The sequence below is a fragment of the Microbacterium sp. H37-C3 genome, from assembly GCF_027157935.1.
GTDB classification, from domain to species: domain Bacteria; phylum Actinomycetota; class Actinomycetes; order Actinomycetales; family Microbacteriaceae; genus Microbacterium; species Microbacterium plantarum.
This window is the reverse complement of the sequence record NZ_JAPVLR010000002.1, coordinates 426,484-440,088: the sequence shown is the minus strand read 5'-3', so window position 1 is coordinate 440,088 and position 13,605 is coordinate 426,484. Positions and strand designations below refer to the sequence as shown.

At 71.7% G+C, this 13,605-nt stretch carries 16 protein-coding genes; 9 read left to right on the top strand and 7 right to left on the bottom strand.

What is annotated here, in order from left to right; all coding sequences use genetic code 11:
* Positions 1-66: 66 nt before the first annotated feature.
* Genes arfA through galE form a run of 3 tightly spaced genes read left to right on the top strand, consistent with a single transcriptional unit; the run spans position 67 to position 4,386 of the window.
* Positions 67-1,605 carry an arabinosylfuranosidase ArfA gene (gene arfA / locus O1W71_RS07105; RefSeq protein WP_269267154.1) on the top strand — a complete coding sequence of 513 codons (1,539 nt, stop codon included), beginning with the start codon at positions 67-69 and terminating at the stop codon, positions 1,603-1,605.
* A complete protein-coding gene (locus tag O1W71_RS07100) occupies positions 1,602-3,365 on the top strand; it encodes a glycoside hydrolase family 35 protein (protein WP_269267152.1) in 1,764 nt (587 codons plus the stop codon). The genes arfA and O1W71_RS07100 overlap by 4 nt, the downstream gene beginning before the upstream one ends.
* 40 nt (positions 3,366-3,405) lie before the next feature.
* Complete coding sequence (galE, locus tag O1W71_RS07095) at positions 3,406-4,386, top strand: UDP-glucose 4-epimerase GalE (RefSeq protein WP_269267151.1); 981 nt, start codon at positions 3,406-3,408, stop codon at positions 4,384-4,386.
* An 82-nt stretch (positions 4,387-4,468) separates the two neighbouring features.
* On the opposite strand, the gene O1W71_RS07090 is transcribed toward galE, so the two are convergent.
* Entirely contained in the window at positions 4,469-5,452 is a 984-nt protein-coding gene (locus tag O1W71_RS07090) for a LacI family DNA-binding transcriptional regulator (protein ID WP_269267150.1), read from the bottom strand.
* A gap of 57 nt (positions 5,453-5,509) precedes the next feature.
* Between O1W71_RS07090 and galT the strand changes: the two genes are divergently transcribed.
* Positions 5,510-6,676: a galactose-1-phosphate uridylyltransferase gene (galT, locus tag O1W71_RS07085; RefSeq protein ID WP_269267149.1), complete on the top strand. Its 1,167-nt coding sequence runs from the start codon at positions 5,510-5,512 to the stop codon at positions 6,674-6,676.
* A complete protein-coding gene (galK, locus tag O1W71_RS07080; RefSeq protein ID WP_442923982.1) occupies positions 6,673-7,863 on the top strand; it encodes a galactokinase in 1,191 nt (396 codons plus the stop codon). The genes galT and galK overlap by 4 nt, the downstream gene beginning before the upstream one ends.
* 59 nt (positions 7,864-7,922) lie before the next feature.
* On the opposite strand, the gene O1W71_RS07075 is transcribed toward galK, so the two are convergent.
* The 6 genes from O1W71_RS07075 to O1W71_RS07050 are packed head-to-tail and all read right to left on the bottom strand — an operon-like array spanning position 7,923 to position 10,428.
* Positions 7,923-8,093, bottom strand: a complete 171-nt coding sequence (locus tag O1W71_RS07075; RefSeq protein ID WP_023952533.1) for a CsbD family protein — start codon at positions 8,091-8,093, stop codon at positions 7,923-7,925.
* Between the two features lie 59 nt (positions 8,094-8,152).
* Positions 8,153-8,767, bottom strand: a complete 615-nt coding sequence (locus tag O1W71_RS07070; RefSeq protein ID WP_269267148.1) for a hypothetical protein — start codon at positions 8,765-8,767, stop codon at positions 8,153-8,155.
* Positions 8,764-9,348, bottom strand: coding sequence for a DUF6286 domain-containing protein (locus O1W71_RS07065; RefSeq protein WP_269267147.1), 585 nt, complete (start codon positions 9,346-9,348; stop codon positions 8,764-8,766). Before O1W71_RS07065 ends, O1W71_RS07070 begins: the two co-directional genes overlap by 4 nt.
* Positions 9,345-9,740 carry a hypothetical protein gene (locus O1W71_RS07060; RefSeq protein ID WP_269267146.1) on the bottom strand — a complete coding sequence of 132 codons (396 nt, stop codon included), beginning with the start codon at positions 9,738-9,740 and terminating at the stop codon, positions 9,345-9,347. Before O1W71_RS07060 ends, O1W71_RS07065 begins: the two co-directional genes overlap by 4 nt.
* The gene (locus O1W71_RS07055) at positions 9,737-9,928 is read right to left on the bottom strand and encodes a DUF2273 domain-containing protein (protein ID WP_023952539.1); all 192 of its coding nucleotides are present in this window, start codon (positions 9,926-9,928) and stop codon (positions 9,737-9,739) included. Before O1W71_RS07055 ends, O1W71_RS07060 begins: the two co-directional genes overlap by 4 nt.
* A complete protein-coding gene (locus O1W71_RS07050; protein ID WP_114589121.1) occupies positions 9,925-10,428 on the bottom strand; it encodes an Asp23/Gls24 family envelope stress response protein in 504 nt (167 codons plus the stop codon). The genes O1W71_RS07055 and O1W71_RS07050 overlap by 4 nt, the downstream gene beginning before the upstream one ends.
* 139 nt (positions 10,429-10,567) lie before the next feature.
* On the opposite strand from O1W71_RS07050, the gene O1W71_RS07045 reads away from it, so the two are divergent.
* Genes O1W71_RS07045 through O1W71_RS07030 form a run of 4 tightly spaced genes read left to right on the top strand, consistent with a single transcriptional unit; the run spans position 10,568 to position 13,571 of the window.
* Entirely contained in the window at positions 10,568-11,140 is a 573-nt protein-coding gene (locus O1W71_RS07045) for an RNA polymerase sigma factor (RefSeq protein ID WP_112616327.1), read from the top strand.
* Complete coding sequence (locus O1W71_RS07040; protein ID WP_269267528.1) at positions 11,140-11,727, top strand: Asp23/Gls24 family envelope stress response protein; 588 nt, start codon at positions 11,140-11,142, stop codon at positions 11,725-11,727. The genes O1W71_RS07045 and O1W71_RS07040 overlap by 1 nt, the downstream gene beginning before the upstream one ends.
* Positions 11,724-12,044 carry a hypothetical protein gene (locus O1W71_RS07035; protein ID WP_269267145.1) on the top strand — a complete coding sequence of 107 codons (321 nt, stop codon included), beginning with the start codon at positions 11,724-11,726 and terminating at the stop codon, positions 12,042-12,044. The genes O1W71_RS07040 and O1W71_RS07035 overlap by 4 nt, the downstream gene beginning before the upstream one ends.
* A 48-nt stretch (positions 12,045-12,092) precedes the next feature.
* Positions 12,093-13,571: a carboxylesterase/lipase family protein gene (locus O1W71_RS07030; RefSeq protein WP_269267144.1), complete on the top strand. Its 1,479-nt coding sequence runs from the start codon at positions 12,093-12,095 to the stop codon at positions 13,569-13,571.
* Positions 13,572-13,605 lie beyond the last annotated feature (34 nt).

Below are 13,605 nucleotides of genomic sequence, written 5' to 3'. Positions count from 1 at the left end.
GAGGGGCGGGTCGCATCGAGCTTCGGTCCGGCCCGCCCCTCGCCATGTCCCCCCAGGAGAAGAGCAATGACCTCCCCCACCCGCATCTCGCTCGACACGGCCGCACCCGGGCCCGTTGTCCCGCGCCGACTCTTCGGCACCTTCGTCGAGCACATGGGCCGCTGCGTCTACGACGGCATCTTCGAGCCGGGTCACGCCACGGCCGACGACGCCGGCTTCCGCGCCGACGTCCTCGAGCTCGTGCGTGAGCTGGGCGCGACCGTCGTGCGCTATCCCGGGGGCAACTTCGTCTCGGGCTACCGGTGGGAGGACGGCGTCGGCCCGCGCGACCGGCGCCCCGTGCGCCTGGATGCCGCATGGCACAGCACCGAGACCAACCAGGTCGGGCTGCACGAGTTCGCCGCGTGGGCCGAGCAGGCGGGGCTCGAGCTCATGGAGGCCGTGAACCTCGGCACGCGCGGCGTCGCCGAGGCCGCCGACCTGCTCGAGTACGCCAATCACCCGGGCGGCACCGCGCTGTCGGAGCGCCGCCGCGAGAACGGGCGCGCCGAGCCCTTCGGCATCCGGCTCTGGTGCCTGGGCAACGAGATGGACGGCCCCTGGCAGATCGGGCACAAGACGGCCGACGAGTACGGCCGCCTCGCCGCCGAGAGCGCCCGACTCATGCGGTTCATCGATCCCGAGATCGAGCTCGTCGCCGCGGGCAGCTCGAACCACGAGATGCCGACCTTCGGCGAGTGGGAGCGCACCGTGCTCCGTCACACCGCGGGACTCGTCGACCACATCTCCGTGCACGCCTACTACGAGGAGACCCCGGGCGACCCCGCGAGCTTCCTCGCCTCCGGCGCCGCGCTCGACGCCTACATCGGCGAGGTCGCCGGCATCATCGACGAGGTGCGCGCCGAGCGCGGCATCACCGACCCCATCGGCATCAGCGTCGACGAGTGGAACGTCTGGAACCAGACCCGCTGGAACGAGGTCGACAAGCCCGAGGTGTTCACGGGCGACTGGCCCGTCGCCCCGCGCCTCATCGAGGACGACTACACCGTCACGGATGCCGTCGTCGTCGGGTCCCTCCTCATCACGATGCTCCGCCGCGCCGACCGCGTCTCGATGGCGAATCTCGCGCAGCTCGTCAACGTCATCGCGCCGATCCGCACCGAGCCGGGCGGCGCGGCCTGGCGGCAGACCACCTTCTTCCCCTTCCAGCTGACCGCGGCCGCGGCATCCGGCCACGTCGTGGTGCCGGTCATCGACACCGGCGTCATCCCGACCGCGCGCTACGGCGACGTGGGCGCCGTCGACGCCGTTGCGACGATCGCCGGCGACGAGCTGTCGATCTTCCTCGTGCACCGCGGGCTCGACGCAGAGACACCCGTCACGATCGATCTCGGCCGCTCGGCCGCGGGCGCGGAGGCGCTCGTGCTGACCGTCCCCGCCGGCGGCGACCGGCACACCGTCAACAGCGCGTCGTCGCAGCCCGTCGCGCCGGCATCCCTCGCCGTCGACGTCAGCGATGATGCCGTGACCCTGACCCTTCCCCCGCTCTCCTGGGCGCGCGTGACCGTGCGCCTGAACCCCGGAACGAATCGAGTGACCCCGTGACGACCTTCAGCATCGGCGAGACCGACTTCCTCCTCGACGGGCGCCCCCACCGGGTCATCGCGGGAGCCCTGCACTACTTCCGCATTCACCCGGAGCACTGGGCCGACCGCATCCGCAAGGCGCGGCTCATGGGGCTCAACACCATCGAGACCTACGTCGCCTGGAACGCCCACGAGCCGGTGCGCGGCGAATGGGATGCCACGGGCTGGAACGACCTGGGGCGTTTCCTCGACCTCATCGCGGCGGAGGGCATGCACGCGATCGTGCGCCCCGGCCCGTACATCTGCGCCGAGTGGCACAACGGCGGCCTGCCGGTGTGGCTCACGAGCACGCCCGGCATCGGGCTGCGCCGCTCCGAGCCGCAGTACGTCGAAGCGGTGAGCACGTACCTGCGGCGCGTCTACGAGATCGTGGCGCCGCGTCAGATCGATCGCGGCGGCAACGTCGTGCTCGTCCAGATCGAGAACGAGTACGGCGCCTACGGCTCGGACCACGACTACCTCCGCGCACTCACCGAGCTCACCCGCGCCTGCGACATCACCGTGCCGCTGACGACGGTCGACCAGCCCGAGCCGCATATGCTCGCGGCCGGCACGCTGCCCGACCTGCACACGACCGGATCGTTCGGCTCGCGCGCGACCGAGCGCCTCGCGACCCTGCGCGAGCACCAGCCGACCGGCCCGCTCATGTGCTCGGAGTTCTGGGACGGCTGGTTCGACTGGTGGGGCGGGGTGCACCACACCACGGATGCCGCGGCCTCGGCATCCGAGCTCGACGCGTTGCTCGCCGCCGGAGCGTCGGTGAACATCTACATGCTCCACGGCGGCACGAACTTCGGCACCACGAACGGCGCAAACGACAAGGGCCGCTACGCCCCCATCGTCACCTCGTACGACTACGACGCTCCGCTGGACGAATCGGGCCACCCGACCGAGAAGTACCACGCGTTCCGCGAGGTCATCGCCCGGTACGCCCCGGTGCCCGACGAGGTGCCGCCTGCGCGGCCTGCGGCTCCCGTCCTGTCGGTCCCGCTGCGGACCACGGGTGACTGGCTGCCCGCGGCGGATGCTGCCGCGGGTACCGGCGCGGGCGCGGCGGTCACTCCCCCCACGTTCGAGCAGCTCGGGCAGCTCGGACCCCTCGTGCGCTACGACGTCACCCTGCCCGCCGAAGCGTTCGCCGACGCCGACAGCGCCGTGCTCGCCTTCGCGGAGGTCCGCGACCTCGCCTGGGTCGCGGTCGACGGCGCGCCGATCGGCCGCCTGCAGCGCGCGCTGCACGAGCGGTCGCTGCCGATCCCCCGCGGGTCGCGGCTGACGGTGCTCGTCGAGGACCAGGGCCGCGTGAACTACGACGTCCGTCTCGGCGAGAACAAGGGCCTCGTCGGCCTCGTGACCCTCGGCGGACACGAGCTCTCCGGCTGGACGGCGCAGCCCGTCGACCTCGCGGGCGTCGCCGCCCGCATCCCCGCTGCGTCCGAGCAGACGACGGCGGGCCGCACCGGCCTCGTGGGCACGTTCGACCTCGACGAGCCCGCCGACCTCTTCCTCGACACGGATGCCTGGAGCAAGGGCTACGCGTTCGTGAACGGGTTCTTCCTCGGCCGGTACTGGCGCAACGGCCCGCAGCGCACGTTGTACGTGCCCGCACCCGCCACCCGCGCCGGGGCGAACGATATCGTCGTCGTCGAGCTCGAGCACGTCGTCGAGCCCGTCGCCGCGTTCGTCGCCGCGCCCGACCTCGGCCACCGCGAGGAGTGAGCGTGAGGGAGCCCCGCCGCGATCGGGCAGGATGGATGTCATGAGCTGGATGGTCACCGGTGGTGCTGGATACATCGGCGCGCATGTCGTGCGCGCCCTCGCCGCGGCGGGTCTCGACCCCGTCGTCCTCGACGATCTGTCGAGCGGGCACGCGGGGTTCGTCCCCGAGGGCGTGCCGTTCGTCCGCGGCTCGATCCTCGACCGTCCGCTCGTCGAGGGCGCGCTGCGCGAGCACGGCGTCGAGGGCGTCATCCACGTCGCCGGCTACAAGTACGCCGGAGTCTCGGTGACCCGCCCCCTGCACACCTACGCGCAGAACGTCGAGGGCACGCGGATCGTGCTCGAGGCGATGGAGACCGCGGGCGTCGACAAGATCGTCTTCTCCTCCAGCGCCGCCGTCTACGGCACCCCCGACGTGCCGCTCGTCACGGAGGACCTGCCCAAGCGTCCCGCGTCGCCCTACGGCGAGTCGAAGCTCATCGGCGAGTGGCTCCTGCGCGATCAGGCCGTCGCGACCGCGGACTCCCCCGCACCCCTGCGCCACACCTCGCTGCGCTACTTCAATGTCGTGGGCTCGGGCGACCCGTCCGTCTACGACACGAGCCCCCACAACCTCTTCCCCATCGTCTTCGAGAAGCTGATCGCCGGCGAGACTCCGCAGATCAACGGCGACGACTACGACACCGACGACGGTACGAACGTGCGCGACTACGTCCACGTCGCCGACATCGCCGCGGCCCACGTCGTCGCCGCCCAGCGCCTCGCCGCCGGCGAGAGCGTCGAACCGGCCTACAACCTGGGGTCGCAGAACGGCCTGTCGGTCCGCGAGATCATGGACGCGATGGCCCGCGTGACGGGCATCGACTTCACCCCGCGAATCGGCCCCCGCCGCCCCGGCGACCCCGACCGCATCGTCGCCACCGGCGAGCTCGCCGCTCGCGACCTCGAGTGGGCCAACCGCTACTCGGTCGACGAGATGGTGCGCACCGGCTGGGAGGCCCGCCGCGCGGCATCCGTCTGACCCGCTCGCCGAGCGCGGGGATCAGGCGCAGTTCCGGGGATGACGCGCGGTTCGAACCGCGTCGGACACCCCGAACTGCGCCTCATTCCGCCGCGAGACCGCGTACCGTGCTCGCGCGGACCACGAGTTCCGTGGGAACGGTGCGCAACGCGGCCGTTGAGCCCGACTCGATGACCTCCACGAGCGCCTCGACGGCGCGGGCGCCGAGGGCGTCGAAGTCCTGGCGGACGGTCGTCAGCGGAGGCCGGTACTCCGCGGCATCCACGACGTCGTCGAACCCGACGATCGCGACGTCGTCCGGCACAGCGCGACCGGCGTCGCTGAACGCCCGCAGCAGGCCGAGCGCCATCTGGTCGTTGGCGGCGAACACCGCCGTGGCGCCCGCGAGCCCCGCTCCCGCCGCGTGACCGCCGCGCGAGGTCCAGTCGCCGCGGACGACCTCGGGCGCGACGGCATCCGCGTCGATCAGCGCCTCGCGCCAGCCGCGCTCGCGCTCCTGCGCCGCGAACGACGCCTCGGGACCGGCGAGGTGGTGCACCGTCGCGTGCCCCAGCTCGAGCAGATGCCGCGTCGCCTGCCGGGCGCCGCCGGCGTGATCGGTCTGCACGATCGCGAAGCGGTCGTCGGGCGGCGAATCGACGACGACGAGACGCAGGTCGGCGGGCGGTGCGGTGTCACGAGCGAGCCGCGTCGCCTCGTTGAGCACGATCGCCCCGTCGACGCCCTGGTCGCGCAGCTGTGCGAAGGCCTCCGCGATGTCACGCGCCCCGGCGACCGTCACCACGGCGAGGGCGTAGTCGCGCTCGCTCGCCGCGTCGGCGATGGCCTGCAGCATGCGGGAGTTGCCGACCGAGGCGAGCGTCGAGACGACGAGGCCGATCGTGCGGGTCTGGCCGGTGCGCAGGGCGCGGGCGGCGCGATGCATGCGGTAGCCGAGCGCCGCCATGGATGCCTCGACGCGGGCCCGCGTCGCGGGGTCGACGCGCGGACTGCCGTTGGCCACGCGCGAGACGGTCTGCGCCGAGACGCCCGCGTGGGCCGCCACTTGGGCCATCGACACGCGCATGCCGGTCCTCTCGTCGGGTGTGTTGACGATATCACGCCCGGAATGTAGCGTGTTATCGTGAACATCAGCGCTCCTCTCGCCGTGCCGCTCGGCGCGGGCATCGTCAAACGCTCCACGCGACTCGACGACGGCCGCGAGCTCATCTACTACGACGACCCCGATACTGCGCTCGGCCCCGAGCGCGCGGTCGACGCCCGCTCCCTCGACCCGCGCCCCGAGACCGCGACGATGCGGCAGGACGTCCTGACGGGTGACTGGATCTCGATCGCCGCGTCGCGGCAGAACCGCGCCTTCCTGCCCCCGGCCGAGCTCGACCCGCTCGCCCCGCAGACACCCACCAACCCCTCCGAGATCCCGTCGCGCTACGACGTCGCCGTCTTCGAGAACAAGTCGCCGTCGTTCGGTCCCGCCCTCGCCGAGGCGTTCGGCGGCGCGCCCGCGGCATCCGATCCTCCCCGCGGCATCGACGACCTCGCCCACCTCGGCCTCGGCCGCACCCGCACGAGCGTCGGACGCACCGAGGTCGTGTGCTTCTCTCCCGAGCACGCCGGATCGTTCGGCACCCAGACGGTCACGCGCGCCCGCACCGTCATCGAGGCGTGGGCCGACCGCACGGCCGCGCTCTCGACGCTCCCCGGCATCGAGCAGGTGTTCCCGTTCGAGAACCGCGGCGAGGCGATCGGCGTCACCCTGCCGCATCCGCACGGGCAGATCTACGCCTACCCCTACATCACGCCCCGCACGACCCGCTTGCTCGACTCGATCGACCGCACGGCTCCCGATCTGTTCCAGCGCATCCTCGACTTCGAGCAGGCGGGCCCGCGGGTCGTGCTCCGCGGCGAGCACTGGACGGCGTTCGTCCCGTTCGCCGCGCGCTGGCCGATCGAGGTGCACCTGCTCCCCCACCGGCACGTCGCCGACTTCGCCGAGACGAACGACGCCGAGCGAGACGAACTCGCCCCGCTCTACCTGCGCCTGCTGCGCGGCATCGACGCGCTGTACGACACCCCGACGCCGTACATCGCCGCGTGGCACCAGGCTCCGGTCCGCCATGCGCGCGACACCGCGCGTCTGCACCTGCAGCTCACGAGCCCGCGCCGCGCCGCCGACAAGCTCAAGTTCCTCGCCGGTTCCGAGGCGGCCATGGGCGCCTGGATCGGCGACATCCCGCCCGAGACCGCGGCCGCGCGTATCCGCGGGGCCGTAGAAGGAGTGACCCTGTGACCGACACCGATCCGCGCACCGATGCGCGCGACCTCCTGACCTCGCTCGGCGCGACCGCGACGAGCGAGTGGTCGGCGCCCGGCCGCGTCAACCTCATCGGCGAGCACACCGACTACAACGACGGCTTCGTGTTCCCCTTCGCCACGCCCCACCGCACGCACGTGGCGCTCGCTACTCGCGACGACGGCCGGCTGCGCGTCATCTCGACGTTCGACACGGTGCCGGTCGACGTGGCGATCGCCGACCTCGACGCGATCTTCCCGACCACGGGCGGCGAGCACGCCGTGCCCGAGTGGTCCGCATACCCGCTCGGCGTCGCCTGGGCGCTGATCCAGGCCGCCGGCGCAGACCCGACCGCGCTGACCGGCGCCGATCTCGCGTTCGCGTCGAACGTGCCGGTCGGCGCGGGCCTGTCGTCGTCGGCCGCGATCGAGGGAGCCACCGCCTCAGCGCTCAACGAGCTGTGGAACCTCGGACTCGACCGCGTGGCGCTCGCGCAGGTCGGCCGTCGCGCCGAGAACGAGGCCGTCGGCGCTCCCACCGGGATCATGGACCAGATGGCGTCGATGCTCGGCGAGCCGGATGCCGCCACCTTCCTCGACTGCCGTTCGCTCGAGACGGAGGAGGTCGAGCTCGGCTTCGCCGCCGCGGGGCTCACCCTGCTGGTCATGGACACCAACGTCAAGCACGCGCACTCCACCGGCGGCTACGGCGAGCGCCGCGCGTCGTGCGAGAAGGGCGCGCGGGTCATGGGCGTCCCGATGCTGCGCGACCTGTCGGTCGGCGACCTCGACCGTGCCGCCGAGCTGCTCGACGACGTCACTTTTCGCCGGGTCCGCCACATCGTCACCGAGAACCAGCGTGTGCTCGACACGGTGCAGATCCTCCGGGAGCAGGGGCCGCGAGCGATCGGGTCGCTGCTGGACGCCTCGCACGCCTCGATGCGCGACGACTTCGAGATCTCCGTCCCCGAGCTCGACCTCGCCGTCGAGACCGCCCGCGCGGCCGGCGCCATCGGCGCGCGTATGACCGGCGGCGGCTTCGGCGGCGCGGCGATCGCACTCATCGAGACCGCCGCCGTCGACGACGTGGCCGATGCCGTCGAGAAGGCGTTCGCAACCGCCGGGTACGCGACCCCGACGATCTTCCCCGTCAGCCCGTCGGCCGGCGCGCGCCGCGACAGCTGACGCGACGAGTCCACAAGAGGGGGATGCCGACACGGCATCCCCCTCCGCAGTCTCGCGGCTTACTTGAAGGCGTCCTTGACGTCTTCGCCCGTCTTCTTCGCCTCGGCCTTGACCTGATCGGCCTTGCCCTCGGCTTCGAGCTTGTCGTTGTCTGTCGCCTTGCCGATGGCTTCCTTCGCCTTGCCGGCGATGTCCTGCGCGGCGTTCTTGATCTTGTCGTCGAGACCCATGATGGGCTCCTCTCTTTCGGTGGTGGCGCCCCGCGGGCGGGGCTGTGGACGTGCGCGATTCAGGACAGGCGGCGCTGGTCGTGCGCCAGCTTCGCGCGCAGCCCGGTGTGAATGGAGATGTAGGTCGTGAGCTGCTGACCCGTCAGCGTGCCGAGGTTGCCGACGAGACGTTCGACGGTCTCGGCCACGTGCAGCGGCGAGGTGTTCTGCCGCGGGGTCACGCTGACGTGCAGCACGGGCTGCTTGTTGATGTCGTTCGCGGTGACGCGGGCACTGAGGATCTCGTCGCGGTCGGCCAGCGCGTTCTTCAGCGCATCCGCCGCGAAGCCCTCCGTGACCGTGATGCGGCCGAGGTCGCTCTCCGCCCCGGTCGCCCGGAGGGCGGTCCGGCGGCGGCCGTGGATGCTGCGCACGACCAGCACGATCAGCAGCACGACCAGCAGCCCGAGCGCGGCGAGCACGCCGACGGCGAGCCAGGTGAGGCTCGTGCCCGCGATGACGGTGGCGTCCCACGCCTGCTTCGCCCAGTCCTCGGCCCCGGATCCGACCGAGGTCCAGGTGTCGGCGGCCGCCGGCCACACCGCGCCGGCGATGATTCCGCCGCCGACGACGACGAGCACCAGTCCCAGGATCAGGAGGATCGTGCGGTTGACCGCGCGATTGGTGTTGTTCATGCGTTCTCCTCCTGTTCGCGGGGCCGCTCGATCCGCACCGCCGTGCGCAGCTTCGACGCGAGTCGATACGACTCCAGCTCCGCATCCGCGATGGCGCGGACCTGCGTCTCGTCGACGGGGACTCCCACCGCAGGGGTGAGGGTCACGTCGACCGAGCGGTGTCCGACACCGACCCGCACCTGGTCGCGGGGCAGTCCGCTCTCGTCGCTGACCCGCTGCGCGATCGCCGAGGCGATCACGCCGTTGTCGGCGACGACGGCGCTCTCGCCGACGACGAGCTGGTGCTTCGATAGGCGGCCCGGGGCGACGGCGAGCACCACGAGGACCACGCCGAGCACCGCGATGACGGCGCCGATGGCGACGCTGACGCCGACCGGAACCTCCGTCGGGAGACCGACGACCCACCCGAAGGCAGCGGCGGGTCCGAGGAGAAGCGCCGGCTGACCCGCGAGGTTCAGCACGATCTCCGTGCCGACGTAGATCAGCGCGAGGATGACGAGGACGACGGCGATGATCATCGCGACGGTGCGCGGCGAGTGCGTCTCACGCCGCACGACGCGGCGCAGCACGGGACTGCTCATCGGACTCTCCTCCTTGCGGGTGTCGTGGCACCGGTGACGGTGATGTCGACGCGGGTGACGGGTTTACCCAGCACGCGGCCGAGCTCTTCCTGCACGCGGTGCTGGGCCTCACGGGCGATGTCGACGACGACTCCGGCGGCTCGTACCGCTTCGGTGTCGTCGAGCGACGGGACGGGGAACGGCGCCTGGATGCGGACGGCCACCCCACCCCGGTGATCGGATGCCGTGACCGACACGCGGTCGACGTCCACTCCGATGACCTGGGATGCGATCTGTTCCGAGACCTTCCGCACCACGCGCTCGCGCACATCGACCCGTCCGGCGAGACCGGACGCCCCGCCGGCGGCGGCCGTGACGCCGCCACCGGGACGGATGGCCTCTGCAACGGTCATGACGAGGTGCGCCGACCTGTCAGCACGTCGGCCAGCCCGCGGACGTCGAGCTTGCCGGACGCGATGCGACCGACCGCCGCGCCGATCGCCATGAAGAGGGCGACGAGGAGGAATCCCCAGAAGCCGAACAACAGGGCGGCGGCGGCGAGGATGGCGCCGATCAGCGCACCCGAGACGGTGGCACTCATGCGACGCGCGACTCGGACTCGTTGTCGTCGTCGTCAGCGCCGGCGATGTGCACGTCGTTGACCTCGACGTTGACCTCGACGACCTCGAGGCCCACGAGACGGCTGATGGCACCGGCGACGGCGGCGCGGACGTTGTCGGCGACCTCTTGGATCGGCGCCGGGTACTCGACGACGATCGTGAGGTCGGCGGCGGCCTGGGTCTCGCCGACCTCCACCTTCACGCCCTGCGACAGGTCGGTGGCGTTGATGGCGTCGCGGATCGCACCGAAGGCGCGTGCTCCGCCGCCACCGAGCGCGTAGACACCGGCGACCTCACGCGCCGCGATGCCGGCGACCTTCGCGACGACGCCGTCGGCGATCGTCGTCTTGCCCGCGGCGTCGGTGTCGGCCGGGACGCGCGACGACGAGAACGTGCGGTCGACGCGCGAAGCCTGCGGCGCGGCGGCCTGCGACTTCGTGGTCTCAGCAGCGGGGGCGGTGTTCTTCTGGTCCTCAGCCATGACGTTTCCTTATCTGTCTGCGTTGTCCGATGCAAGCTCTCGGCTCGTCATTCGGTGAGCGTTACGTTCGCTCTACAGATAAGAGGGCGGCTCATCCGGATTCGTCACAAAAAAGTTCGAGAAGTTTTCTGGGGGAACGATGCGAGCCGAAGACAGCGGGTCGAACGCCGACCTGCAGGCCGCGCCCGACGGCATCCTCGCCGCCCGCGCGGCATCCGGCGACGCCGACGCGTTCGATGTCCTCCTCCACCGTCACTCCCGCCTCGTGCGCGCCTACGTGTACCGCATCGTCGGCACCCTCTCGGAGACCGACGACGTCGTGCAGGAGGCCTTCCTCACCGCATGGCGGCAGCTGTCCACCCTGCGCGACCCGAACGCCGTGAAGGCGTGGCTCATGAAGATCGCGAGCCGCGAGGCGTACGCGCATCTCAGGAAGCGCCCCGACCATGACACACTGGACGGATTCGACAGAGCCGCGGAGGCGGGCCTCCTTCCCGAGGCCGCTGCCATCCGCAACGCACAGTTGCAAGCGCTCTCTCTTGCACTCGATGCGCTGCCGGAAGCCCAACGCCGCTGCTGGCTGCTCCGAGAAGTCGGGTCGCTCAGCTATACCGAGATCGCAGAAGAGATGAACCTCCCTCTCAGCACCGTTCGAGGAAACCTGTCCCGCGCCCGCGCCAGCATCACGATTCAGATGGCGGGGTGGCGCTGATGGATGCCGCCGACATGACTCTCGAGTGCGGCAAGACGATCGACGAGATCAGCGACTACCTCGACAGCGGTCGCTCGCCGTACGACCCCGAGATCGAGACCTGTCCCGACTGCCTCAACGCACTCGATGCCCTCGAACGGGCGGGGCGGTTGTCACGTGACCTCATCGCGGCGGATGCCGCCGAGATGCCCGAGCCCTCGGAGAACTGGTTCCACGGTGTGATGGACGCCGTGCGCGCCGAGCTGCGAGCCGGTCGCTCGATCCCGCTGTCGCATCCCGATCCGCGGGTCTCGATGACCGTCACCGAGGGAGCCGTGCAAGCGCTCATCCGCGCCAGCGGCGACGCGATCGACGGCGTCTTCATCGGCCATTCGCGCATCGTCGGCGACGTCGAGGTGCCCGATGCGCCGATCGCCGTCGACATCACCGCGTCGGTCGCCTGGGGCGAGTCGCTGCCGACCGCTGCCGGAGCGGTCCGCCGAGCGGTGTCCGAGGCGCTCGCCCAGCACACCGAGCTGAACATCACCGCCGTCGACGTCACCGTCGAAGACCTCCACCGTCCCTTCCCGCCCAAGGACATCGCATGATCGAGCCCGTCTCCGTCGTCGACCCGTCGGCTCCGCGCCCCCTCGTCGAGGTGCCCGGGGTCAGCGCCGTGCACGATCCGCGCCCGCCGCTGACCCGCGTGCTCGGAGCTGCGGCCACGGCGCTCCACCGAGAAGCGGCGGCTCCGACGAACGACATCCTCGTCTCGACCGACGGCGAGGTGGTGACCGCGGCCGCCGCGATCTCCGTCGCCGCATCCGCGCGCACGCCCGAGGTGGCCCGCGCCGTCGCCGACGAACTCTGCGTGCAGCATCCGACCGTCGACCGGATCACGGTGCAGGTCCGCCGCATCGCCTGACCCGCAGCCGCCTCACCGAGGCGCCGCCGAGTCCGCTAGCTTCGGATCGTGACAGCGAGCGTCTCGGCACCCCTCTCCACCGGTGAGGTGCGCGGCACGCGTCGCCCCGACGGCACTCTCGCGTTCCTCGGCATCCCGTACGCGAAGGCCCCGACAGGCACGCTGCGGTTCGCCGAGCCCGCGCCCGTCGAGCCGTGGGACGGCGTCCGCGACGCGACCGCGTACGGCCCCACGCCGCAGCGCGGGGACGACGGCGACACCCTCATCCCCGAGCCATCGATCCCCGGCGACGACACCCTGTCGGTCAACGTGTTCGCGCCGGACTCGCCCACCGAGCCAGGCGGCGCACGGCATCCGGTGCTCGTCTACATCCACGGCGGAGCCTTCGTGCAGGGTTCGCCCGCGAGCCCCTGGTACGACGGCGGCTCGTTCGCGCGGGCGGGCATCGTCGTGGTGACGGTCTCGTACCGGCTGGGCTTCGACGGCTTCGGCCTCCTTCCCGGAGCCCCGACGAACCGCGCGGTGCGCGACTGGATCGCCGCCCTCGAATGGGTGCGGGCGAACGTGTCCGCCTTCGGCGGGGATCCGGATGATGTCACGATCGCCGGGCAGTCCGCGGGCGGCGGCGCGGTGCTCACCCTGCTCGGGATGCCGGATGCTCAACACCTGTTCCGCCGTGTGCTGGCGATCTCGGCGGCCCTGACGAACGTGCCGCCCGCCCGGGCCGCGACGGCGACAGGCCGGCTCGCCGCGCGCCTCGGCATCGCCCCGACACGCGAGGCGTTCGCCGGCGTCGACGAGCTCACGGTGCTCACGGCGCAGCACGCTCTCGAGTCGGAGCGGCACGGCAGCATCATCGCCTCGGTGCGCTCGCGGCTCGCCGAAGGGCTCACGTGGGGTCCGGTCGTCGACGGCGAGCTCATCCCGCGCCCCACCCTCGACGCCCTCGCGGCCGGCGTCGGCGCGGACAAGACGCTCGTGCTCGGCACCACCGACGACGAGTTCACGATGATCACCGACGGGGTCGCCGGCCCGTTGCGTTTCGTCCCGCCGGCGCTCGCATTGGCCGCCCTCGGGGTCGGCCACGCGATGCGCTGGCGCTACATCCGCGACAACCGCGCGCAGCGACGACTCGGCACCGCCGCGTTCCTTGGCCGTTACGCCACCGACCGCATCTTCCGCGACACCGTGCCGCTCGTCGCCCGGGCACGAAGCGGCTCGTCGACGTGGGCCTACCGGTTCAGCTGGCCCTCCCCGACCAAGCGCTGGGCGCTGCACTGCCTCGATGTGCCGTTCTGGTGGGACGTCCTCGACGCCGACGGCGTTGCGAAGCTCGCGGGGCCGCACCCGCCGCAGGAGCTGGCCGATGCGATGCACGGTGCCGCCGTGTCGTTTGTGCGGACCGGCGCCCCGGGCTGGCCGCGATGGACGCCGGACGAGCGGGCGACCCGCATGTTCGGTGCTCCGCCGTCGGTGCCGACGGTCGCGGCCGACGGCTACGCGTCGGTGCGGGCGCTCACCGGCTGACGGGGTGCGGGTCAGACCCTGCTGACGGTCGATC

Excerpts from the sequence above, each read along its gene's own strand:
- arfA (WP_269267154.1), top strand. The coding sequence starts at position 67 with ATGACCTCCCCCACCCGCATCTCGCTCGACACGGCCGCACCCGGGCCC.
- galE (WP_269267151.1), top strand. The coding sequence starts at position 3,406 with ATGAGCTGGATGGTCACCGGTGGTGCTGGATACATCGGCGCGCATGTC.
- O1W71_RS07090 (WP_269267150.1), bottom strand. The coding sequence starts at position 5,452 with ATGCGCGTGTCGATGGCCCAAGTGGCGGCCCACGCGGGCGTCTCGGCG.
- O1W71_RS07075 (WP_023952533.1), bottom strand. The coding sequence starts at position 8,093 with ATGGGTCTCGACGACAAGATCAAGAACGCCGCGCAGGACATCGCCGGC.
- O1W71_RS07070 (WP_269267148.1), bottom strand. The coding sequence starts at position 8,767 with ATGAACAACACCAATCGCGCGGTCAACCGCACGATCCTCCTGATCCTG.
- O1W71_RS07065 (WP_269267147.1), bottom strand. The coding sequence starts at position 9,348 with ATGAGCAGTCCCGTGCTGCGCCGCGTCGTGCGGCGTGAGACGCACTCG.
- O1W71_RS07060 (WP_269267146.1), bottom strand. The coding sequence starts at position 9,740 with ATGACCGTTGCAGAGGCCATCCGTCCCGGTGGCGGCGTCACGGCCGCC.
- O1W71_RS07055 (WP_023952539.1), bottom strand. The coding sequence starts at position 9,928 with ATGAGTGCCACCGTCTCGGGTGCGCTGATCGGCGCCATCCTCGCCGCC.
- O1W71_RS07050 (WP_114589121.1), bottom strand. The coding sequence starts at position 10,428 with ATGGCTGAGGACCAGAAGAACACCGCCCCCGCTGCTGAGACCACGAAG.
- O1W71_RS07045 (WP_112616327.1), top strand. The coding sequence starts at position 10,568 with ATGCGAGCCGAAGACAGCGGGTCGAACGCCGACCTGCAGGCCGCGCCC.
- O1W71_RS07040 (WP_269267528.1), top strand. The coding sequence starts at position 11,140 with ATGGATGCCGCCGACATGACTCTCGAGTGCGGCAAGACGATCGACGAG.
- O1W71_RS07035 (WP_269267145.1), top strand. The coding sequence starts at position 11,724 with ATGATCGAGCCCGTCTCCGTCGTCGACCCGTCGGCTCCGCGCCCCCTC.